17 protein-coding genes and 1 riboswitch are annotated in these 22,452 nt (G+C 72.1%); of the genes, 12 read left to right on the forward strand and 5 right to left on the reverse strand.

Annotation, left to right across the window (positions count from 1 at the left end):
* Positions 1–14 precede the first annotated feature (14 nt).
* Positions 15–223, forward strand: a riboswitch (cobalamin riboswitch).
* Positions 224–359: 136 nt separating this feature from the next.
* From ACWDVW_RS11160 to ACWDVW_RS11205, 10 genes are all read left to right on the forward strand, one after another.
* Positions 360–2,735, forward strand: coding sequence for a ribonucleoside-diphosphate reductase subunit alpha (locus ACWDVW_RS11160; RefSeq protein ID WP_449946891.1), 2,376 nt, complete (start codon positions 360–362; stop codon positions 2,733–2,735).
* Positions 2,732–3,784 (forward strand): ribonucleotide-diphosphate reductase subunit beta, encoded by a 1,053-nt coding sequence (locus ACWDVW_RS11165; RefSeq protein ID WP_449947111.1) that lies wholly within the window; start codon positions 2,732–2,734, stop codon positions 3,782–3,784. Before ACWDVW_RS11160 ends, ACWDVW_RS11165 begins: the two co-directional genes overlap by 4 nt.
* A gap of 1,031 nt (positions 3,785–4,815) precedes the next feature.
* Entirely contained in the window at positions 4,816–5,499 is a 684-nt protein-coding gene (locus ACWDVW_RS11170) for a GntR family transcriptional regulator (RefSeq protein ID WP_449946893.1), read from the forward strand.
* Positions 5,496–6,461: a tripartite tricarboxylate transporter substrate binding protein gene (locus tag ACWDVW_RS11175; RefSeq protein WP_449946895.1), complete on the forward strand. Its 966-nt coding sequence runs from the start codon at positions 5,496–5,498 to the stop codon at positions 6,459–6,461. Before ACWDVW_RS11170 ends, ACWDVW_RS11175 begins: the two co-directional genes overlap by 4 nt.
* On the forward strand, positions 6,461–6,955 hold the full coding sequence (locus ACWDVW_RS11180; protein ID WP_449946897.1) for a tripartite tricarboxylate transporter TctB family protein: 495 nt from the start codon (positions 6,461–6,463) through the stop codon (positions 6,953–6,955). The genes ACWDVW_RS11175 and ACWDVW_RS11180 overlap by 1 nt, the downstream gene beginning before the upstream one ends.
* Complete coding sequence (locus tag ACWDVW_RS11185) at positions 6,952–8,484, forward strand: tripartite tricarboxylate transporter permease (RefSeq protein ID WP_449946899.1); 1,533 nt, start codon at positions 6,952–6,954, stop codon at positions 8,482–8,484. Before ACWDVW_RS11180 ends, ACWDVW_RS11185 begins: the two co-directional genes overlap by 4 nt.
* The gene (locus ACWDVW_RS11190; RefSeq protein WP_449946901.1) at positions 8,481–9,503 is read left to right on the forward strand and encodes a sialidase family protein; all 1,023 of its coding nucleotides are present in this window, start codon (positions 8,481–8,483) and stop codon (positions 9,501–9,503) included. The genes ACWDVW_RS11185 and ACWDVW_RS11190 overlap by 4 nt, the downstream gene beginning before the upstream one ends.
* Entirely contained in the window at positions 9,500–10,381 is an 882-nt protein-coding gene (locus ACWDVW_RS11195; protein ID WP_449946903.1) for a dihydrodipicolinate synthase family protein, read from the forward strand. The genes ACWDVW_RS11190 and ACWDVW_RS11195 overlap by 4 nt, the downstream gene beginning before the upstream one ends.
* Positions 10,382–10,430: 49 nt before the next feature.
* Entirely contained in the window at positions 10,431–12,065 is a 1,635-nt protein-coding gene (locus ACWDVW_RS11200; RefSeq protein WP_449946905.1) for a fucose isomerase, read from the forward strand.
* Entirely contained in the window at positions 12,066–13,562 is a 1,497-nt protein-coding gene (locus ACWDVW_RS11205; RefSeq protein ID WP_449946906.1) for an FGGY-family carbohydrate kinase, read from the forward strand.
* A gap of 24 nt (positions 13,563–13,586) precedes the next feature.
* Here ACWDVW_RS11205 and ACWDVW_RS11210 read toward each other — a convergent pair whose 3' ends face one another.
* The 4 genes from ACWDVW_RS11210 to ACWDVW_RS11225 form a co-directional block, all read right to left on the reverse strand.
* Entirely contained in the window at positions 13,587–14,636 is a 1,050-nt protein-coding gene (locus ACWDVW_RS11210; RefSeq protein ID WP_449946908.1) for a hypothetical protein, read from the reverse strand.
* Positions 14,633–15,715: a hypothetical protein gene (locus ACWDVW_RS11215; RefSeq protein WP_449946909.1), complete on the reverse strand. Its 1,083-nt coding sequence runs from the start codon at positions 15,713–15,715 to the stop codon at positions 14,633–14,635. The genes ACWDVW_RS11210 and ACWDVW_RS11215 overlap by 4 nt, the downstream gene beginning before the upstream one ends.
* Entirely contained in the window at positions 15,715–17,370 is a 1,656-nt protein-coding gene (locus ACWDVW_RS11220) for a hypothetical protein (RefSeq protein ID WP_449946911.1), read from the reverse strand. The genes ACWDVW_RS11215 and ACWDVW_RS11220 overlap by 1 nt, the downstream gene beginning before the upstream one ends.
* Before the next feature lie 145 nt (positions 17,371–17,515).
* Positions 17,516–18,757: a cytochrome P450 gene (locus tag ACWDVW_RS11225; protein WP_449946912.1), complete on the reverse strand. Its 1,242-nt coding sequence runs from the start codon at positions 18,755–18,757 to the stop codon at positions 17,516–17,518.
* 146 nt (positions 18,758–18,903) lie between these two features.
* On the opposite strand from ACWDVW_RS11225, the gene ACWDVW_RS11230 reads away from it, so the two are divergent.
* Both ACWDVW_RS11230 and ACWDVW_RS11235 read left to right on the forward strand, forming a co-directional pair.
* Complete coding sequence (locus ACWDVW_RS11230; protein WP_449946913.1) at positions 18,904–19,482, forward strand: TetR/AcrR family transcriptional regulator; 579 nt, start codon at positions 18,904–18,906, stop codon at positions 19,480–19,482.
* Position 19,483: 1 nt separating this feature from the next.
* Positions 19,484–21,136 (forward strand): amidohydrolase, encoded by a 1,653-nt coding sequence (locus tag ACWDVW_RS11235; RefSeq protein WP_449946915.1) that lies wholly within the window; start codon positions 19,484–19,486, stop codon positions 21,134–21,136.
* A 100-nt stretch (positions 21,137–21,236) separates the two neighbouring features.
* On the opposite strand, the gene ACWDVW_RS11240 is transcribed toward ACWDVW_RS11235, so the two are convergent.
* Positions 21,237–22,358 (reverse strand): M14 family zinc carboxypeptidase, encoded by a 1,122-nt coding sequence (locus ACWDVW_RS11240; protein ID WP_449946917.1) that lies wholly within the window; start codon positions 22,356–22,358, stop codon positions 21,237–21,239.
* Positions 22,359–22,452: the final 94 nt, after the last annotated feature.

Raw genomic sequence — 22,452 nt, forward strand, 5'->3', positions numbered from 1 at the left:
CGCCGTACCCATATATGGTGTGCCTCGTAGCTGGTTCGGCCGCCACTGAAACGGCGGTCGAGGCAAGAGGGAACCCGGTGGGAATCCGGGACTGCCCCGCAGCGGTGAGTGGGAACGACCGCCGTCATCACGCACTGGACCCGCCAGGTCTGGGAAGCGACGGCCAGTAGGCGCGAGCACCAGGCCCACGAGTCCGAAGACCTGCCAGCGCGCCGCACGCGACGTGTGCGGCGGTCGAAGGCCGCGTGGGACGGCCGACGCCACGAGCTGGTCAGTCACGGCAGCAGTGCCGTCGGTGACCGGCGGCGTCCTCCCGCGCGGACCCGACGATCTCGGGGACAGGCGTGAGGAGGGGGAACATGACGGTGACCCAGGAGCAGGCGGGGCCGGAGCAACGCCGGCACGTCATGCAGGTCCGCAAGCGGAACGGCGACACCGAGCCGGTGGACGTCAACAAGATCGTCAAGGCGGTGGAACGGTGGGTCGCCGACCTGGACGAGATCGACCCGCTGCGGGTGGCCACCAAGACCATCAGCGGGCTGTACGACGGCGCGACCACGGCCGAAATGGACAAGCTGTCCATCCAGACCGCGGCCGAACTGATCGGTGAGGAGCCGCAGTACTCGAAGCTGGCGGCCCGACTGCTGGCCGCGTACGTGGACAAGGAGGTCCGCGGGCAGCAGGTGGCCAGCTTCAGCCAGTCCATCCGGTACGCACACGACCTGGGCCTGATCGGCGACGAGACCGCCGCGTTCGTGGCCCGCAACGCGCGCAAACTGGACGACGCCGTCGACCCGGCCGGGGACCTGCGTTTCGAGTACTTCGGGCTGCGCACGGTCGCCGACCGGTACCTGCTGCGGCACCCGCAGACCCGGCTGGTGGTGGAGACGCCGCAGTACTGGCTGTTGCGGGTCGCCTGCGGCCTGTCCCAGACGCCCGGCGAGGCGATCGGCTTCTACCGGCTGATGTCCAGCCTGGCCTACCTGCCCAGCTCACCGACGCTGTTCAACTCCGGCACCCGGCACACCCAGATGTCCTCGTGCTTCCTGGTCGACTCGCCGCGCGACGAACTCGACTCCATCTACGAGCGCTACCACCAGGTCGCGAAGCTGTCCAAGTTCTCCGGCGGCATCGGCATCTCCTGGTCCCGGGTGCGCGGTCGGGGCGCCCTGATCCGCGGCACCAACGGCAGGTCGAACGGCATCGTGCCGTTCCTCAAGACGCTGGACGCCGGGGTGGCCGCGGTCAACCAGGGCGGCCGTCGCAAGGGCGCGGCCTGCGTCTATCTCGAACCGTGGCACCCGGACGTGGAGGAGTTCCTCGAACTGCGGGACAACACCGGCGAGGAGTCCCGGCGGACGCACAACCTGAACCTCGCCAACTGGATCCCGGACGAGTTCATGCGGCGGGTCGAGGCGGACGGCGACTGGTCGCTGGTCGACCCGTCGGACGCCCCCGAGCTGCCCGACCTGTTCGGTGAGGCGTTCGACGAGGCGTACCGGGCGGCGGAGAAGAAGGCGGTCAAGACCGTCAAGGCCCGCGACCTGTACGGGCGGATGATGCGGACGCTCGCGCAGACCGGCAACGGGTGGATGACGTTCAAGGACGCCTCGAACCGGCTGTCCAACCAGACCGGCGCCCCGGGCAACACCATCCACCTGTCGAACCTCTGCACCGAGATCCTGGAGGTCAACGACGACGCCGAGACGGCGGTCTGCAACCTCGGGTCGGTCAACCTGGGCGCGCACGTCACCGCGGACGGTGTCAACTGGGAGCGGCTGCGCGCGACGGTGCGTACCGCCGTGGTGTTCCTGGACCGGGTGATCGACATCAACTACTACCCGGCCGCGCAGGCGGCGGCGTCGAACCCGCGCTGGCGCCCCGTCGGGCTCGGGCTGATGGGGTTGCAGGACGCCCTCTTCACGCTGCGCCTACCGTTCGACTCCCCGGCCGCCCGGGAGCTGTCGACCCGGGTGCAGGAGGAGATCTTCCTGACCGCGTTGGAGACCTCCGCCGGCCTCGCCGAGCGGTTCGGCCCGCATCCCGCGTACGCCGAGACCCGCGCCGCCCGGGGCGAGCTGCACCCGGACCTGTGGGGCGCCGAGGTCGGCCAGCCCGAGCGGTGGGCTGCGCTGCGCGAGACGATCGGCCGGCACGGCCTGCGGAACTCGCTGCTGGTGGCGATCGCGCCGACCGCCACCATCGCCTCGATCGCCGGCTGCTACGAGTGCATCGAGCCGCAGGTGTCCAACCTGTTCAAGCGCGAGACGATGTCCGGCGAGTTCCTCCAGATCAACACCTACCTGGTCCGCGAACTGAAGGCGCGCGGACTGTGGACGGCCGCGATCCGGGAGCAGATCAAGCGCGCCGAGGGTTCCGTGCAGGGCGTCGTCGAGCTGCCCGCCGACGTACGCGAACTGTTCCGGACCGCGTGGGAGCTGCCGCAGCGGGCGTTGATCGACCTGGCGGCGGCCCGTGCCCCCTTCATCGACCAGTCGCAGTCGCTGAACCTGTTCCTGAGCGCGCCGACCATCGGCAAGCTCTCCTCGATGTACCTGTACGCCTGGAAGTCCGGGCTGAAGACCACGTACTACCTGCGGTCGCGTCCGGCGACCCGGATCCAGCAGGCCACCGTCGCCGTCACCCCGAGCGTCACGCCGGTCGTGGCGGTCAGCGACGACGAGGCGTTGGCCTGCTCCCTGGAGAACCCCGAGAGCTGCGAGGCATGCCAGTGACCACCGTCTCCGAGACCAGCACCAGCACCAGCACCGGCGTGGGGGAGCGGCACCTGCTGCTCGACCCCGGTATGGACCTGACCCTGCGGCCGATGCGGTACCCGCACTTCTTCGACCGCTTCAAGGACGCCATCAAGAACACCTGGACGGTGGAGGAGGTCGACCTGCACTCCGACCTCGCCGACCTGGCCAAGCTCTCGCCGGCCGAGCAGCACCTGGTGTCGCGGCTCGTGGCGTTCTTCGCCACCGGCGACACCATCGTCGCCAACAACCTCGTGCTCAACCTCTATCAGCACGTCAACTCGCCCGAGGGGCGGTTGTACCTCTCCCGGCAGTTGTTCGAGGAGGCGGTGCACGTCCAGTTCTATCTGAACCTGCTGGACACCTACGTCCCGGACGAGAAGGAGCGGTTCGCGGCGTTCGCGGCGGTGGAGAACATCCCGTCGATCGCCCGCAAGGCCGAGTTCTGCTTCAAATGGATCGACTCCATCTTCGCGCTGCGCGAGCTGCGGACCCGGGAGGACCGGCGGGCCTTCCTGCTGAACCTGATCTGCTTCGCCGCCTGCATCGAGGGCCTGTTCTTCTACGGCGCCTTCGCCTACGTCTACTACCTGCGCTCCCGGGGCCTGCTGCACGGCCTCGCCTCGGGCACCAACTGGGTGTTCCGCGACGAGTCCATGCACATGGCCTTCGCCTTCGACGTGGTCGACACCGTCCGCGCCGAGGAGCCGGACCTCTTCGACGCCGAGATGGAGCAGCAGGTCAAGGACATGCTGGCCGAGGCGGTCGAGTGCGAGGTGCAGTTCGCCGTCGACCTGCTGGAGCAGGGCGTCTCCGGCATGTCGCCGGCCGACATGCGGGAGTACCTTCAGCACGTGGCCGACCGGCGCCTGGCCGTGCTCGGCATCGCACCCATGTACGGCAGCGGCAACCCGTTCGCGTTCATGGAGTTGCAGGACGTCCAGGAGCTGTCCAACTTCTTCGAGCGTCGGGTCTCCGCCTACCAGGTCGGGGTGACCGGCTCGGTCAGCTTCGACGACGACTTCTGACCGGCTGAGACGGATCGCTGGTCCCGGGTGGCGTGACGCCGCCCGGGACCAGCGGCGTTCCGGCCCGGGCTCCGGCCGATGCCTGGCCCAATGGTCGTGTCGGCGGCCCCTGTCGAGCTGAACCGTATGCGCTATCGGCCCTCTCGGCTGCGAGCGCGGCCAGCGGGCCGACGACTCGGCGGTGTGGCGGGCCGGGCGGTCCCGGTCGCTGCCGATCGCCCCTACCCGCCCGTCCGGGGAGACGAACCCGGACACTCCGACCGTGGAGGCCATCAACGCGGGCCGACCGTGCTCGAACGGTGAGTTGCGGTCAGGCCCGGCGAGCGGCGCGGCAGCTCGGCTCGGCTCGCACGGCCACTCCCTGCCGGCGCAGGGCAGGTGGGCGCTCACCGCGATCCGTCGCCGCCGTCAGCTCGACAGTGCCCGTACCCGACATGGCAGTCAGCCGCCCCGGCCCCCGGCCCCGGCCCCTGGCCCCGGCCCCTGGCCCCGGCCCCTGGCCCCGGCCCCTGGCCCCGGCCGACGTCTGCGTCTCCGACCCTCGGCCGACGCCGACGCCGACGCCGACGCCGACGCCGACGCCGACGAGCTTCCACGGGTGCCGGCGAGCTGGCCGAGCGACTGCGGGGAAAGGCCGCTCGTCGTGGGCGGACCGGAACCGGTCGCGCCCGTACCCTGTCGCAATGTTTCTGCTGATCCGGCGTGACCTCGGGTCCACCGACGTGCGGTCGCGGGATCGCCGGCCGGGTCGGGCCCCTGGTGTGTCGGCAGTGACCGCGGTGCGGGGACCGGTGGCCGAGCGCGGCCCCGCCGTCCGCTGAGCGGCCCGTGGCGGCCGTCGTGTTCCCGGCTCGCGCGCCCATTCCGGCCCGCTGTCGCCGCCGCCAGGCGTCGCGGCGACGTCTCCTCGTCCCGTCGGGGCATCCACCAGGCGAAATGCCGGCAGGAAACATCGAGAAACTCGTTCGTCATCTTCCGTTGACCGTGGGATGAGTCGAGTGTTAACTGTTAACAGTTATCAGGAGGACAACGTGTTGGACGTCAGGCCGATCAGGGCGGAGTCCCTCGGCGAGAAGCTGGCCGGCGAGCTGCGCCGTCGCATCATCGTGGGCGACGTGCCGTCGGGCACCCGTCTCGTCGAGGAGGAGCTGGCCGATTCCTTCCAGGTCAGCAGGGGTCCGGTCCGCGACGCGATCCGCATCCTGCGGTCGGAGGGACTGGTCACCGGCTCCGGCCGCAACGCGGTCACCCGTTCGCTGAACGACGCTGACATCGAGGAGCTGATGGCCCTGCGGGAGTCGTTCGAGCTGCTGGCGGTGGAGCGGGCCATCACCGTCCGACGCGAGGTCCTCGCCCGTCAGTTGCGTACCGCGCTGGTCGACATGGACGCGGCCGTCACCGACCGTGACCCGGTCGCCTTCACGACCGCGGACATCCGGTTCCACAGCGCGTTCTTCGCCACCGCCGGGATGACCCGGCTCAGCGTCCTGTGGGACCAGTTCCGCCCCACCATCGAAGGTCTGCTGCACGCCTCCGGCAAGCGGCTGGCCGACCTCGCGCCCTCGGCGCGGGAGCACCACGACCTGGCCGGGCTGATCACTGCCGGCAAGGTCGCCGAGGTCAAGGCCGAGCTGCACCGACACCTGCAGACGACCTGCTCGCGGCTGCGTTCCGCGAATCCCCCGACCCCCGTCCAGAGAGAGAACGACCTATGAGAACACGCATGCTGCGCCTCGCCGCGTTGGCCGTCGCCGGCACCCTCCTGGTGACCGGCTGCGCCAACCGCGGCGGGAGCGAGACCGCCTCCGGCGAGAACTTCCCGGAGAAGGACCTCACCCTTGTCGTGCACGCCGCCGCCGGTGGCGGCTCCGACCTCACCGCCCGCACCCTGGCCAAGGAGCTGGAAGCGGACCTCGGGCGGTCGATCGTGGTGGAGAACCGGACCGGTGGCGGTGGACGGGTGGGCCTGACCTACCTCAAGGGCCGTCCGGCCGACGGGTACTCGATCGGCTTCATCCCGGTCGAGGTGGCGATGCTCGGGCACCAGGGCGCCGACATCACCCCGGAGCAGTTCACCGTCCTCGGGCAGGTGATGAACGCGCCGGCCACGCTGTCGGTGCCGACGAACAGCCCGTACCAGAGCCTCGACGACCTGCTGGCTGCGGCAAAGCGCGAGCCGGGCACGATCACTGTGTCGAACTCCGGTGCCGGCGCCATCTGGGAGGCCGCCACCCTCGCCCTGGGCGAGGCGGCCGGTGCGACCTTCAAGCCGGTGCCGTACGACGGCGGCGCGCCGGCGGTGGCCGCCGGGGTCTCCGGCGAGGTCCAGGCCGTGATGGCCGGGGTGAGCGAGTCCGCCGCCGCGGCCGGCAACAACCAGCTGCGCATCCTCGCGGTGCTGGCCCCGGAGCGGGTCTCCTCGCTGCCGGAGGTGCCCACCGCCACGGAGCAGGGCGTCGACGTGGTCATCGGTGGCTGGGGCCTGATGGGCGCCCCCGCCGGCCTGCCCGACGAGGTCCGGCAGCGGCTCGCCGACGCCGTCCGCAAGGCCGCTTCCTCGGAGGCGTTCAAGGACGTGATGACCAAGGCCGGCAACACGCCGCTGGCGACCTCGCCGGACGAGGCCAGCCAGTTCGCCAAGACCGAGTACGACCGCTTCGGCCAGATCTACGGCTGATGGCTATCCACCACCCGCCGATCCAGGGTGATCACGGTGTCGCCGCGCGTTGGCGCGCGGCGGCACCGGGGATGGTCTTCCTGGTGCTGGGCGCCGTGTTCCTGTGGCTGGCCCGCTCGATCGAGCTGCCCGCCCGGGCCCTGGCGGTGAGTCCCCGCATCTGGCCGGAGACGCTCGCCATCGGGATCATCGGCCTGTCGGCCCTGCAGATCGTCCTCGCCTTCGTCACCACACCCGCCGTGGCCGACGACGAGGACGAGGACGGGCCGGCCACCCGCTCGGGGATCGTCCGGGTGGTCGGCTTCGTCGCGGCCACGCTCGCCTTCGGGGTGCTCTGGTACTACCTGCACTTCCTCGTCTCCGGACTGGTCTTCGTCGCCGCGCTCACCTGGATCGCCGGGGGCCGGGGGATCAAGGACCTGCTGTTCTTCCCCGCCGGGGTGACCGTGGTGATCTACGGCCTGTTCGGCCTGCTGCTGAGGGTGCCGCTGTGAACGCGCTCGTCGAGGGCTTCGGTGCCCTCCTCTCCGTCCAGATGCTGCTCTGCGTCCTCGCGGGCGCCGCGATCGGCATGCTCGTCGGCGCGTTCCCGGGCATCACCGCCACCATGGCGGTCGCCCTGGCCAGCGCCTTCACCCTGACCATGGATCCGCTGCCCGGCCTGGCCGTGCTGCTGACCATCCTGATCGGCGCGCAGTTCGGCGACCGGGTCCCGGCCATCCTGATCAATACTCCGGGCACTCCGGCGTCGATCGCCACCACCTTCGACGGCTACGCCATGGCCAAGCAGGGCAAGGCCGGCCTGGCGCTGACCTCGTCGGCCTTCGCCTCGGCGGTCGGCGGTTTCGTCGGCATCGCGGTGCTGATGGTCGCCGCGATCCCGCTGAGCACGGTGGCCATGCGCTTCGGCTCGCCGGAGATGTTCGCGCTGGTGGTCTTCGGTCTCACCATGATGATCGAGGTCTCCGGCCGCCAGCTCGTCAAGGGCCTCATCGCCGGTCTGTTCGGCCTGGCGCTGGGCACCGTCGGCCGGGACCCGATGGACGGCTCGGACCGGCTGACCTTCGGTATCCCGCAACTGGTCGAGGGGATCCCGTTCATCGCGGTGATCATCGGTCTGTTCGGCATCGCCGAGGTGTTCAGCCAGATGATCTCGCGGAGCCACCACAAGCAGAAGGCGATCACCAGCTTCGGCCGCTGGTGGCCGACCAGGCAGGAGACCCGGCAGATGGTCAAGCCGATCGCGGTCGGCTCCTCGGTCGGCACGGTGGTCGGCGTGCTGCCCGCCGTCGGCGGGGACATCGGCGGGATCGTCGCCTGGAACCAGGCCAAGCGGGTCTCCAAGGAGCCGGAGAAGTTCGGCAAGGGCTCCCTGGAAGGGCTCACCGCCGCCGACGGCTCCTCCAACGCCGGTGTCGGCGGGTCGGTGCTCACCACGCTGGCCCTCGGCGTACCGGGCGACTCGGTGATGGCGGTGATGCTCGGCTCGATGATCATCTGGGGCATCCAGCCCGGCCCCGGCCTGTTCACCTCGCAGCCGGACCTGGTCTACTCGATCGCCGGCATCATGTTCTTCGCCACCGTGCTGACGCTGGGGCTGAGCCTGCTGCGCATGCGCGGCGTCGCCAAGCTGCTGGAGCTGCCCAGCCGGTTCCTGTGGACGGTGATCCTGGCCTTCTGCGTCGTCGGCACGTACGCGGTGAACAACAGCGTCTTCGACGTCGGCGTCATGGTCCTGTTCGGCGTACTCGGCCTGCTGCTGCGCCGGTACGGCTTCCCGGCCGGCCCGATCGTGCTCGGCCTGATCCTCGGCCCGCTGGCCGAGCGCAACTTCCGCCGGTCGATGGAGCTGGGCGGACTGGAGACCATCTACACCAGCCCGATCGCGGTGGGCCTGCTCGTGCTGGCAGTGCTGGCCGTGGCGGTGCCCCGCATCCGCAGCCGGATGAAGGCGCGTCGGCAGGATCCCACCGACCGCGACACCCCGACCGATCCGCCGGTCCCCGCCGGAGCGAGCCGGTGACGGCACGACACTTCGTGGTCCGGGACGTGCCCGGCCAGTGCCACGGCAGCACCGTCTGCGTCACCGAGGACACCTTCGTGGTCGCCTGGTTCCAGGGCGACCACGAAGGAGCCGCCGACTCGCGGATCTGGCTCAGCCGGGGGACCGACGACCGGTGGAGCGCCCCGACGGTGGTCAGCGGCGACCTGGCACCCTGCTGGAACCCGGTGCTGCACCGGCGTACCGGCGGGGACCTGGTCTGCTGGTTCAAGGTCGGCGCGACCATCTCGACCTGGGTGACCCACCAGGTCGTCTCCACCGACGGCGGCCGGACCTGGTCGACGCCCCGACCGCTCGGCGACGCCGAGCCCGGCGGCCGGGGACCGGTCCGCACCCCGCCGCTGCGCCTACGCTCCGGCCGACTGCTCGCCGGGGCCTCCACCGAGAAGTGGGGCGAGCGCCCCCGATGGGACTGCTTCGTCGAGCGCAGCGACGACGACGGCGACACCTGGCAGCGCTCCCCGGACATCCGGCTCGACCACGCCACCTTCCCCGGCGCGGGCGCCATCCAGCCCGCGCTCTGGCAGACCCCGACCGGCGAGGTACGCCTGCTGGCCCGCAGCACCGCCGGCCGGCTCGTCACCGCCACCAGCGTCGACGACGGCCGCACCTGGTCGCCCGGCTCGCTGTCCACCGTGCCGAACAACAACTCCGGCATCGCGGTGACCCGCCTCGGCGACCACGTCCACCTGGCCCACAACCCCACCACCGGGGACTGGGCCAGCCGGGCGCCCCTGACCGTCTCCGTCTCCACCGACGAGGGGGAGACCTTCCGGCCCTGGCTGACCCTGGAGGAGTCGCTCGGCGAGACGGCGGACGAGGGCTACCGGCCCGCCGACTCGGGGGTGCGGACCACCGGTGGCAACGAGTTCTCGTACCCCTGCCTGATCCCCGTCGGGGACCGGCTCGCTGTGACGTACACCTGGCAGCGGCGCGGCATCGTGCTCGCCCTGCTCGATCCCTCGGAGCACATCTCATGACCACGGCCCACCCCGGAGCCAACCTGATCAGCGCCCTGCCGACCCTGTTCGACCCCGACGGCGCGGTCGACCTCAAGGCCACCCGGGCGGCCTACGACCAACTCGCCGCGCACCCCGTCGACGGGGTGTTCGTGGCCGGCACCACCGGTGAGTTCACCACCCTCACCGACGACGAGCGGCTGGACGTCGCCGCCGCCGCCAACGACGCCTTCGGGCCCGGGCGCACCTACTGGCACGTCGGGCACGCCAGCACCCACCAGGCGGTACGCCTCACCCGCGCGGCCGTCGACCGGGGAGCGGCCCGGCTCGCGGCGCTCACCCCGCACTACTTCCCGGCCACCGAGCGGGCCCTGCTCGACTACTACGAGGCGGTGGTGACCGCCGCCGCCGGACGGCCGGTGTACGCGTACCTCTTCACCGCCCGGACCACCACGACGGTCTCGCCACGGTCGCTGGCCCGGCTTGCCGGGACGGGTCTGGCGGGCGTGAAGATCAGCGGCGAGCCGACCCCGGTGCTGGCCGAGTACCTCGCCGCGCTCGGCGACCGGGACCTGCCGGCGTACTCCGGTGCCGACGCGGAGTTCACCGAGGTCGTCGCGGCCGGCGGCGCCGGAGTGGTCTCCGGGGTCAGCTCGGCGCTGCCGGCACCCTTCCTCGCGGTCCGGGACGCCCTGCGCAGCGGGGACGCCGACGCGCTCGCGGTGGCCCGGGAACGGTCGCTGCGAGCGGTGGCCGCCACCCGGCAGGGCAACCTCGCCCACCTCAAGGCCGTCCTCGAACTGCGCGGGCTGCCGGCCGGCGGCATGCGTGCCCCGCTCGACCCGATCTCGGCCGACGATCGTCGCGCGCTCGAAGCCGACGTCGCCGACCTGCTCTGACCCTCGTCACCGCCGTCACCCGACACCGCCGCCCCCGAAGGAGCCCCGCGTGAGCAGCTACGCTTTTCCCGAGTTGACCGACCAGCCCGTGGCCGAGCCCGGCGTGGTCTGGACCGTCGCCAGCGGCGACCTGCGGCCCAGTGCCAACGTCACCTGCTGGCCGGTGCAGCGGCAGTTCGAGGCCGACCTGGAGCGGGCGATCACCGCCCTGGGCCACCGGGTGCAGCGGGCACACCCGGTCGACGACACCGCCGGGCACGGCTTCATCGCCAGCCAGCGCCAGGGCATCGAGGTGTTCAAGTCGATCCCGCCGGACGCGCCGCTGATCGTCGCCGAGGCGGTCTGGCAGTACAGCCACCACGTGCTGGCCGGGCTGCGCACCCACCGGGGCCCGATCCTGGTGGTGGCGAACTGGAGCGGTGAGTTCCCCGGCCTGGTCGGCCTGCTCGGCCTGACCGCCAGCCTCACCAAGGCGGGCGTGGCGCACTCGATCCTGTGGAGCGAGAAGTTCACCGACGACTGGGCGGTGACGCGACTGCGTACCTGGCTGGAGACCGGGAAGCTGGAGCACGACCAGAGCCACGTACGGGACCTGCCGGAGCTGCCGGCCACCGAGGAGGTACGGCTCGGTCGGGCGCTCGCGGCGCAGCTCGTCCGGGACAAGGCCATCATCGGCGTCTTCGACGAGGGCTGCATGGGCATGTACAACGCCATCATCGACGACGAGCTACTCAACCCGCTCGGCGTCTACAAGGAACGGCTGTCGCAGAGCGCCCTGGTCGCCGAGATGGCGACGGTCACCGACGCCGAGGCGCAGGCCGTACGGGACTGGCTGGACACGGCCGGGTTCACCTTCCACACCGGCACCGACGAGGCCACCGAGCTGACCGACGCCCAACTGCACAGCCAGTTCACGATGTACGTGGCCGCGCTGCGCATCGCCGACGACTTCGGCCTGGACGCGGTCGGCATCCAGTACCAGCAGGGGCTCAAGGACGTCGTACCCGCCAGCGACCTGGTCGAGGGGCTGCTGAACAACGTCTCCCGTCCGCCGGTGACCAGCCGCGACGGTGCCCGGGAACTCTACGCCGACGCGCCGTTGCCGCACTTCAACGAGGTCGACGAGGGTGTCGCGGTGGACTCCCTGGTGACCAACCGGATCTGGACCGCGATGGGGCTGGACCCGGCGACCACCCTGCACGACATCCGCTGGGGCGAGGAGTACGACGGCCGGTTCGTCTGGGTCATGGAGATCTCCGGCTCGGTCCCGGCCTCGCACAACGGCGGCTACGACAAGAGCTGGAGCATGCGGCAGCCGCCGATGTACTTCCCGCTCGGCGGCGGCACCCTCAGCGGCGTGTCCAAGCCGGGGGAGATCGTCTGGTCCCGGGTCTTCATCGCCGACGGCGTCCTCCACGTCGATCTGGGTCGGGGCAGCGCGGTGGAGTTGCCGGCCGAGGAGACCCAGCGCCGCCTCGACGCCACCACCCCGCAGTGGCCGATCATGCACGCCGTGCTGCACGGCGTCGACCGCGACCAGTTGATGGCCCGCCACAAGGCCAACCACCTGAACGTGGTGTACGCCCCGGACGCCGCCACCGCCGACCGGGCGCTCGCCGCCAAGGCCGCCATGTTCGCCGAACTGGGCCTGGCGGTGCACCTCTGCGGTGAGGTGAACCTGTAGATGGCACCGTTGCTGATCGGCATCGACCTGGGCACCGGGAGCAGCAAGGGTGTGCTCACCGACGCCGCCGGCCAGGTGCTGGCCACCGCCGTCCGCCCTCGTCCCCGGTCGATGTCGTTGCCCCGGCCGGGCTGGGCGGAGGTCGACGCCGAGGCGGTCTGGTGGGCCGACGTGGTGTCCATCGCCGCCGAGCTGACCGCCGCCGCCCAGGGCGCGCGGATCGCGGCGGTCTGTGTCAGCGGTGTCGGCCCCTGCCTGGTGCTCTGCGACGAGCGGGACCAGCCGGTCCGGCCGGCGATCCTCTACGGCATCGACATGCGGGCCACCGCCGAGATCGCCGAGTTGACCGAGCTCTTCGGCGCCGAGGAGGTGCTGCACCGGTCGGCCACCCCGATCACCACCCAGGCGGTCGGTCCCAAGGCGCTCTGGGTACGCCGCCACGAACCCCAGGTGTGGGAGCGGGCCACCCGGTGGTACAACTCCAGCTCGTACGTGGTGCGGAAGCTGACCGGCGAGTACGTCCTCGACCACCACACCGCCAGCCAGTCCGTGCCGCTGTACGACATCGAGGCCCGGCAGTGGCACCGGCCCTGGTACGACGAGATCATGGGCGACCTGCCCGCGCCCCGACTGGCCTGGTCGGCCCAGATCGTCGGCGAGGTGACCCCGGCGGCGGCCGAGGCGACCGGGCTGCCGGTGGGCACGCCGGTCTGCGCCGGCACCGTGGACGCCTGGGCCGAGTCGGTCAGCGTCGGCGTCCGCAGCCCCGGCGACCTGATGCTGATGTACGGCTCCACCATGTTCTTCGTGCAGCAACTCCGGGGCGTGGCCCGGCATCCGCAGCTCTGGAACACCGTCGGGGTGTCTCCGGACTCGTACTGCCTCGCGGCCGGCATGGCCACCTCCGGCAGCCTCACCACCTGGCTGCGCGACCTGGTGGGCGAGGTGCCGTTCGAGACGCTGGTCGAGGAGGCGGCGGCGGTGCCGCCGGGCGCGGACGGTCTGCTGCTGCTGCCGTACTTCGCCGGGGAACGGACCCCGATCTTCGACCCGGACGCCCGGGGCGTGATCGCCGGACTGACCCTGCGGCACGGGCGGGGTCACCTGTTCCGCGCCGGGTACGAGGGGATCGCCTTCGGCATCCGGCAGATCCTGGAATTGCTGGACACCCCGGAGAACCCGGTCGCGCGGCTGGTCGCGGTGGGCGGCGGCACCCAGGGTGGACTCTGGACCCGGATCGTCAGCGACGTCACCGGCCGGGAGCAGGAGGTGCCGGAGGTGACCATCGGGGCCAGCTACGGTGACGCCCTGCTGGCCGCGATCGGTGCCGGTCTGGCCGCCCCGGACACCGACTGGACCCGGCCCGGGCAGATCGTGCGTCCCGATCCCTCGGTGTCCGCCACCTACGACGGCCTCTACGCCGGCTACACCTCGCTGTACCGCAGCACCCGGGCCGAGGTGCACGCCCTCGCGCGGTTGCAGGGCGCAGCCGGGTAGCGGGCCGGACCGCCGGGGGACCGGTCAGGCGCCGGCCGGGCAGCACCGGCGGTCGGGTGACGGCGTCCGCAGGTCGACGCGGATCGCCTCCAGGACCACCCCGGTCGCCTGCTCGACCACGACGGGGGCGCGGGCCCGCAGCGGGTCGGTCGGGCCGGGCGTGGCCGGCGGCAGCGGGACCAGGGTGCAGTCCGTGACCACCACGTCGCGGTACTCCAGCACCCGCACCGAGTGGTCGATCTCGCTGCGTCCCCAGCCCGCGATCCGCACCGCGTACAACGGTCCGTTCCAGGCGACGTGGGCACGCGACACCCGGATGCGCTCGCCGATCGAGGTGCCGTGCGCGGGGTGGAAGCGGTCGGTGTTGTCGCCGGGCAGCAGCCGGAAGCCGATCTCCACCTCCGACAGGCAGGCCCGGTCCACCTCGACGTCGTGCACAGAGCTGAGGTAGAAGCCCTCGAAGGCGTCGGAGACCCGCAGGTCGGAGATGGTGACGTGGTGGGGGTGGTAGGAGGGCCCGCTGATCGAGTCGACCCCCGTGCCGACCGCTCCCCAGTGCACGGCGACGCCGGTGCAGCCACCCACGATCGTCACGTCGGAGACGACCACGTCGCGGACGGCACCGACCAGGGCGAGGCAGTTGGCCGACCGGGTGCCGGGGCGCTCCACCCGGACACCCTCGATCCGGACGTCGGAGATCCACTGCGTCTCGGCCGGATAGAGGTACCTGCCGACGGTGACCGCGGTGCCCCGGTCGCCGCCGTGCGCTCCGGGGGCACACGGCGGCGGGCGCAGACCGATGTCCCGCACGGTGACCCGCGAGCCGAGTACGTGGATCAGCGGCTCACCGTCCGACGCGGACGAGGTCAGCCAGGTCCGGACGATCCGATCCGTACGCGGTGCGCCGGCCAGCGTCCAGCCGTCGCCGACGACCAGTCCCTGGTCGAGCGGGTAGGTGCCGGCCGGTAACCGCAGCGTGCCGCCGGACCCGGACGCCAGGATCCGTTCGACGGCGACCCGGTTGGCCGTCGCGTCGTCGGTGAGCACCAGGTCGTGGCCGGGGGAGTCGGTCACGACCACTCCAGCTCGACGACCCGGCAGACGACCTCGCAGACCCGTCGCCGCATCGCGGTGGCGTCGGGCTCGTCCACCCCGATCAGCACCGGGCCGGGCGTCGTCCGGGTGACCACCACGTCGAGCGTCTCGGCGCCGTCGGCGGTCACCGCCACCGGGCAGTCGCCGCCGTCGACCAGGTTCACGGCGCGTACCCGGAGCTGCTCCGGGCGCGGTGGCCCGGTGAACGGCGACGCCTCGAACAACGCGTACCCGGCCCCGCGCTGCGCCACCCGGACCGCCTTCAACACCGTCTGCGCCCTGCCACGACGCATCCACGCCCGGCGGGGGTCACGGATCGCGGACGGGGCCACCGAGGCGGTGGCCACCCGGAGCCGACACCGCACCGTGGTGGCGTCCGCGTTGACCACGACGTGTCCGGTCCGGGCGTGGCCCTCGCCGCGCCCGCGCGCCCCCACCAGACCACCGGCGCTGGCGAGCCCGGCGTGCTGGGCGGCCTGCCCGGTCACCCGACCCGTGGTCTCCGGCGGCTCGACGTCGTCGATCGCGGAGATCTCCACCTGGTTGATCCGCACGCCGACCGCCGCCAGCGCGCTGAGCGACGGGGACGCCCACGCCGGCAGCGTCGCGTCCGCCACCTCGACGATCAGCAGCTCGTCCGCGCCGACCTCGTCCGCGCCCAGGTCGAACTCGACCCAGGCGTGCGCCTCGACCATCCGCAACCGGCCGCGTTGGCGACTGATCAGGGCCGCGACCCGGTCGGTGCCCTGCGCCCGGACCATCACCAGGCGGGGCAGCTCGCGGACGCCCCGGGACGGTGCGGCCACCCGGGACCAGGCCGTCTGCGAGGCACCGTCGACGTGCAGGTCGACGCGGACGCGGACCGGCCGACCGTCGGTGCGGACCTTGAGCACGACCGCGCCGGACGCGCCCTGGACCCGCCCCAGGATCGCGACGCCCCGGGCCATCCGGTCGGCGACCAGCACCTCGGAGTCCGCGCCGGAGGCGAAGAGCGCGGGCAGCCCGCGCGGTGTGGCCGGCTCGTCGAACTCGGTGGCGAACCACGTGCCGACGGCCACTACCGGACTCCTTCCGGCACCCGCAGGTCCGTCCGGGTCAGCACCGGCTCGCGTCGGGTCCACATCCGCTCGACCGCGTCGAACAGTGGATCCGCGTCGCTCTCGATGTGCCGGAACGCGGTCTGCACCGCCTTGAGCAGGTACCCGGCGGGCCACACCTCCCAGTGCGGCACCTGCGGGGTGACCAGGTCGGTGGCGCTGCGATAGAACCACAACCAGAGTCGCGCCCGCTCGACCTGCTCGACCGAGATCAGCTCCTGCCCACCGCAGAGACCGGTGATCGCCGCGTCGAGCGCCTTCGCGTACGCCTCCGGGTCCTCCACCACAGTGGACAGACCGCACTCGCTCCACTCGGACCAGCCCGCCTGGATCACCGGGATCCCGTACGCGGGCAGCTCGTTGCTCACGCTGCCGCGAACGGTGACGCCCAGGTCGACCAGACTCCAGAGGCCGTTCTTGCTCAGCTCGCTGCTGGGCTGGAACACCATGTGCTTGTGCCGGCCGTAGCGGGCGGCCACCGAGTCGAAGAAGCCGGTGCTGTCGTAGCGGAACTGACTCGGGTGGTCCTGGAACAGCCACTGCACCTCGGTGCTGGTGCTCGCGTACCGCGCGGTCTGCTCGAACCAGTCGGCCAGGGTGGGGAAGGACTGGTGGTTGGTGCCGGGCGCGTCGGAGACCGCGTGGTTGAACACCGCCACCACCGGCCGGGCCGGGTCGAAGCCCAGCCGCGCCGCGAAGTGCGTCCGCAACCGGGCGCGTTCCGCGCTGTTGCTGATGTCGACGGAGGCGCTCGCACCGCCGCGCCACCAGCTCGGCCGACCCAGGTTGACCTTCGACCGCCAGGCCACCAGCTCCGCGTTGCGCCGCACCTCGCCGCGCCGCGTCCAGACCCGTTCGGCGAAGAAGGCGCCGATCTGGTGGGTGAGTTCACCCCGGAAGGTGTACCGGCCGGTGTCCGCCTCCGGGAACAGCGCGTACGCCTTGAGGCATCCGGTCTGCTGGGTGTGCACCACCGGTACGCCGGCCCGCCGCGCCGAGTCCACCGCGAGACCCCAGTGGTCGTAGTCGACGTGACTGGTCACCAGCGCCACCACCGAACCGCTGCCGAGCAGGGCGTCGTAGCTCGACGAGATGGCCCGGGCCAACGCCTCCCGCCGCCGGTAGCGCGGGTCGGCGTCGGGGTCCTCGGGTGGGCGGGGCCGCTTGGTCACCCGGCAGTAGGTGGCGCTGACGAACTCGGCCAGCGTGTCCGCGCCGATCGACGGGCCGGGCGTCAACCGCCTGCCGAACAGCTCCACCGGCACCTGCTCGGGCGTGGCCGACCGGGCGGGCCCCTCGACGAGCCGATAGAGGTCCACGACCTCGGTCGCGCCGTACGCCCGGGCCAGACGCTCGACGAGCTTCACGTCGAACTCGGTCCACAGCGCCTCGTGCCACATCTGCTCGACGCCGGTGACGACGACGAGTTGGGCGGGCACGATCCGGCGGATCGCGTTGGCGACCGCCAGGTTGCGCATCGCCACCCGGATGTCCTGGTGGAACACCTCGACGACGAGGTACCGCTCCGACGACGCGGATCCCACGTTCTTGCGCCAGTAGACATCGGCGGAGTCGAGAAACGCCTCGAACTCCTTCTTGTCAGCCCCGAGCCACACCCGAAACCCGTCCTTCTCCCGATACGTGAGTCGGCGTCGGACGCTACGGTCGCGGTACGCACGAGAGCCGAACGGACGGTAGCCGGCCGGTGAAGAACCCCGATCCGGCGCGGCGGACGCCGGGTGGGTGTGCGGGACCCGTCGCTCAGTCGGACTGCCCTGCCACGGCGAGCACCACACCGCTCACCGGCCGGGTCGGAATGCGGTGCAGCGGGATGTCCAGGTCCTGATCCGGGACCCGGTAGTCGAGGCGGGCCAGCCGGACGGCGAGCGCACCGAGCAGCGCGACGGTGATCTGCTCACCGGGGCAGCGGTGGCTGGTGCGCGGATCGCCGCCACCCTGCGGGACCAGGTCGAACGGGCCGATCTCCCGGCCCACGAAGCGGTCCGGGTCGAACCGGTACGGGTCCGGCCACAGCCGGGCGTCGTGGTTCTGCCCGTACAGGTCGAGCAGCACGATGGCGCCGCTCGGGATGTCGGTGCCCCGCCAGCTCAGGTCGGTCACCGCGCGCCCGCCGACGAAGGGCGCGAACGGGTAGAAGCGGCGGACCTCGTGGGCGAACGCCTCGACGAAGGCGGGCTCCGCCGCGCGCAGCCGGTCCCGGTGCTCGGGCCACCGGTGCAGGGCGTGCCCGGCGAAGGCCACGAACCAGGTGATCGCCACCGTCGGCCGGATGATGTTGAGCAACTCCACCGCGGCGGTCTTCGGATCGAGCAGCCGCCCGTCGCTGTCCTCGTGCGCGGCCACCGCCGCCAGCGCCGAGCCCTCCGGCGCGGCGACCTCGCCCCGGCGTACCCGGTCGACGAGATCGCCGAGCAGGCGTTCGAGGCGTCCCCGGGAGCGCCGGGCACGCCAGTGCCGTGGCCCGGCGGTGGCGAAGCCGTCCACCTCGGCGACCAGGTTCGCGGTGAGTTCCGGCACGTCCCGGTCGTCCACCGGGACCCCGGTCCAGTCGCAGACCGCGCGGGTCAACACCTCGGCGGTCTCCGTGAACAGCACCACCCGCCGACCCGTCCAGGACCGCGCGGCCTCGTCCCAGGCCACCTCGGTCCGGGTCACCAGCCCGTCGAAGCCGCCGCTCATCAGCAGCGAGGTGAACATCGCCTTACGGACCCGGTGCGGCTCACCGTCGAGGGTGTGCACCGCCCCCTTGCCGAACAGCGTGCCGCGGATCGGTTCCGGGATCGCCCCGTGCCGCCGGATGTGGCGCTCGTCGTAGAAGAAGCGGGCCGCGTCGGGGCCGTGCAGCGCCACGGCGGTCTGGCCGAGCAGACGGGTACGCACCACGTCCGTCTGATCCGCACGCAGGCGATTGGGCAGCCACCCGTAGCCCTGAATCGCGAGAGTCAGGGTGTCGTCCACCCGATGCAGCAGGTCAGTCGGCATACCGGTGGTCCTGCCCGTTCACCCGACCGTCAAACCGGCCCCGCCGGACACGAACGGGGCGGGGCACGCGCGCCGAGCGCACCGTCGGCGGCGGCGAGGCGGCGCAGCGGTTGCGAGAACTCCGTAAGTAAGTGTTTACTTACGGGATGGGTCGTCGGGACGAGATCATCGACGTGGCGCTGCGTCTCTTCGCCGAGCAGGGCTACCGGGCCACCACGATCACGCAGATCGAGGCCGCCGCCGGGCTGTCTCCCGGCGCGGGCGGGCTCTACCGCCACGTCGGGTCGAAACGCGAGCTGCTCGTGGCCGCCTTCGACCGGGTCCTGCACAGTCGCCGTGCCGCACAGGCCCAGCCCGGGATCGCCGACCGCACCGACCCGCGTACCGCGATCGCGGTCGCCGGCCGGGCGGTGCTCGCCACCGTCGAGGCGGACCGGGACCTCTACCGGCTCGTCCTCCGCGGCGGCGGCGACCTGCCGGTCGACCTCACCGACGTCTACCAGCGGCTGTTCCAACCGGGCTTCGACGAGGTCGCCGCCTGGCTGGCGCAGCTCGCCGGAGACCGTCCCCGGTTCGACGCGGAGGCCGTCGCCGCCGTGAGTCTGTCGTCGCTGTTCTATTTCGCGATCAGCGAGTTCACCTACGGCTGCCCGCCGGGACACGTCGCGCGGGACCGCTTCCTCGCGGCGTGGGCCGAGGGGCTGCTCGCCCAGCTCGGAGCGTGACATGAGGACCGTCTTCAGCGGCGGCACGATCCGCACCATGGACCCCGCCCACCCGGTCGTCGAGGCGGTGGCGATCGACGGCGAGGTGATCGTGTCGGCCGGGGACGCGGCGACCGTACGCGCCGCCGCCGGCCCCGGCGCGACCGTGCACGACCTCGCCGGCCGGACCCTGCTACCCGGCTTCGTCGACCCGCACCACCACCTCTATCTGGTGGCCGCCGACCAGCACACCCGGGCCTTCGACACGCACCCCGCGACACTGCGCGAGCTGCTCGACCGGATCGCCGCCGTCGTCCGCGCCGACCACGGCACCGGCTGGCTGCGCCTGCACGGGGTACGCCCGCTGCACCTGGCCGAGGGTCGCCTGCCGACCGCCTCCGAACTGGACACCGCCTGCCCGGACCGGCCGCTGCACCTGTTCTCGGTCAGCTATCACGAGTCCACGGTCAACTCCGCCGGCCTGGCCGCCCTCGGGTACGGCAGCGCCACCCCCGACCCGGGCGGCGGCCACCTGGAACGGGACCGCCGTGGACGCCCCACCGGCGTCCTCGTCGAACAGGCCAGCTTCGTCGCCGAGTCGCTGACCCGCCGCGCCACCGGCGACGACGACGCCTGGGTGGAACGCGCCGTCGCGCACAGCCGGATCCTGGCCCGGCACGGCATCACCCGCATCGGCGACCTCGCGGTGCCGCCGGAGGGTGCCGCCCGGTACGCCCGCGCCGCGCCCGAGCTGGCGGTGACCGTGCACCGCTGGCATGTCGGCGCGGCCGAGATCGGTGACCCCACCCTGCCCGACCTCGACCCGGATCGGGACCACGGACATCCCCGTACCCCGCTCGGTGGCTTCAAGCTCCTCGTCGACGGCGGCGAGCGGTGCGACCTGTGCCTCACCGGTGGGCAGATGCTCCGTTCGGTCGCCGGCATGCCCCGGGCGCTGCTGCGGCACGGCCGTCGGGCCCTGGCCCTGTCCCGGCGTGGTGGCACCCCGACCCGCCGCCCGGACGGCCGCTGGCACAACGGCCTTCGCGTGCTGGATCGTGACCGGCTGACCACCGCCGTCCGGGCGGCGGTCGACCGTGGCCTGCCGCCGGCCCTGCACGCGGTCGGAAACGGTGCCCTCGCCGACGCCCTTGCCGCCGTCGACGGGCTCGACGCCCCGATCCGGATCGAGCACGCGATGGTCTGCGATCCGGCCACCGCGCGTCGGCTCGCCGACGCGGGCGTGCACGTGGTCACGCAGCCGTCCTTCCTGCACGACCTCGGCGCGGAGCTGACCGTGCTCCCGTTGCCCGCACCGCTGCGGCTCATCCCGCTGCGCACGTTGCGCGACGCCGGAGCGTCGGTGGCGGCCAGCACCGACTATCCGGCCGGCACGCTCTCGCCTCTGGTCGGCATCCAGGCCGCGGTCACCCGACGCGTGGCGGGCGGCGACATCGTCCACCCGGACGAGGGTCTCACCGTCACCGAGGCCCTGGCGGCCTACACCCGGGACGCCGCCGTGGCGCTGGGGCTGGCCGACCGGGCCGGTGTGCTGCGTCCCGGCGCCGCCGCCGACCTGGTCGAACTCGACCAGGACCCGGTGCACGCCGACCCCGACCATCTCGGCGACATCGCCGTCACCGGCACCTGGTGCGCCGGCCGCCGGACCGCCTGAGCCGCCCTCGTCGCGGGACGGTCAGGTCGACGCGACGGCGGTGGTCCCCGCTCCGGCACCGGAACGTGGACCACCGCCGGGTCAGCGATCGCGTCGAAGATCAGAACTCACACTGCTGGGGGAACTTGGCGCAGGTGGAGATCGAGGCACCCCGGGCCGGGATGTCGCTCCACCGGTTGGCGTCCACGCCGGCCAGCGAGCCGTCGCTGAACGAGTTGACGATGGCCCAGAGCCCGTCGACGTTCTGCTTGATGAGGTAGCCGCTGCTCTTGTGACCGATGCCGCCGCGCGACTCGAAGAACATCGCGTTGCTGCGCCAGTTGGCGTACTCGCCGCGCGGCCCGGGGGCGTTGAGCATGGCGGCCGAGGTGACGCCCTCCGGGATGTTGATGTACGGGTAGCGGGTCACGTTGACCACACCGCTGCGGCCCGCCGCGTCCGCGGCCACCACACCCATCCGGCGGACGGTGTCCCACTGCTGCGAGGTCAGCATGCCGGGGTCGAGGGAGATGCCGACCGAGAACGTGGTCATCTCGTCGGTGTCGCCGACGACGTACGTGCCCTGGTGGTGCAGGTCGATGATGTGGTGCGGCTTGAAGTCGGCCCAGACGTACCAGAACGCCTGCGACTCGACGGCACGGTGTCGGGTGTAGTTGGCGTAGGTCTGCTCGGACAGCGGCGCCTGACCGAGACCGGCCCGGACCGCGTTGAGCCGGTCGAAGATCGGCCGGTCCACACCCCAGTCGCGGTTCAGGTCGACGTTCTGGACGCTGTCCTGCCGCCGGTACGCCTCGGAACCGTCCGGGTTGTAGATCGGGACGACCGCGAAGCTGACCTGCTGCAACACCTCCCGCGCGTGCTTACCGCCGGAGACCAGCGTCTTGAGGAAGTCCAGCGAGGCCTCGGCGCCGTACGGCTCGTTGCCGTGGATTCGGCCCTGGATCCAGATCCGGGTGCTCCCGGTGCCGATGAAGGCGACCTCGAGCGGGCGGCCCTGGCCGCTGCGGCCGACCTCCTGCACCCGCAGGGCGCCCTTGCTGCGGGCCTGCAACGCGTGCAGCTCGGCCGAGACCTCGGCGGCGCTGAGCATCGAGGAGCGGTTGACGGTCTCCTGGTTCGGCGGTACGAACGGCCCGTTCGCCTGGGCGACCCCGGGCACCACCATGGGGGCGAGGAGGAGCGCGGCGGCGAGGATGACATGCCGGCGACGTGGTCTGGACACTGGGTGACGTCCCTTCTGAGGTGGTCGCGGTAGCGTCCAGCAAGACGATCGTGTGCGACTCCGCGCGCCTGTTCGCGCCGCTGTGCTGGCTGGG

It is taken from the genome of Micromonospora sp. NPDC003241 (assembly GCF_053589795.1).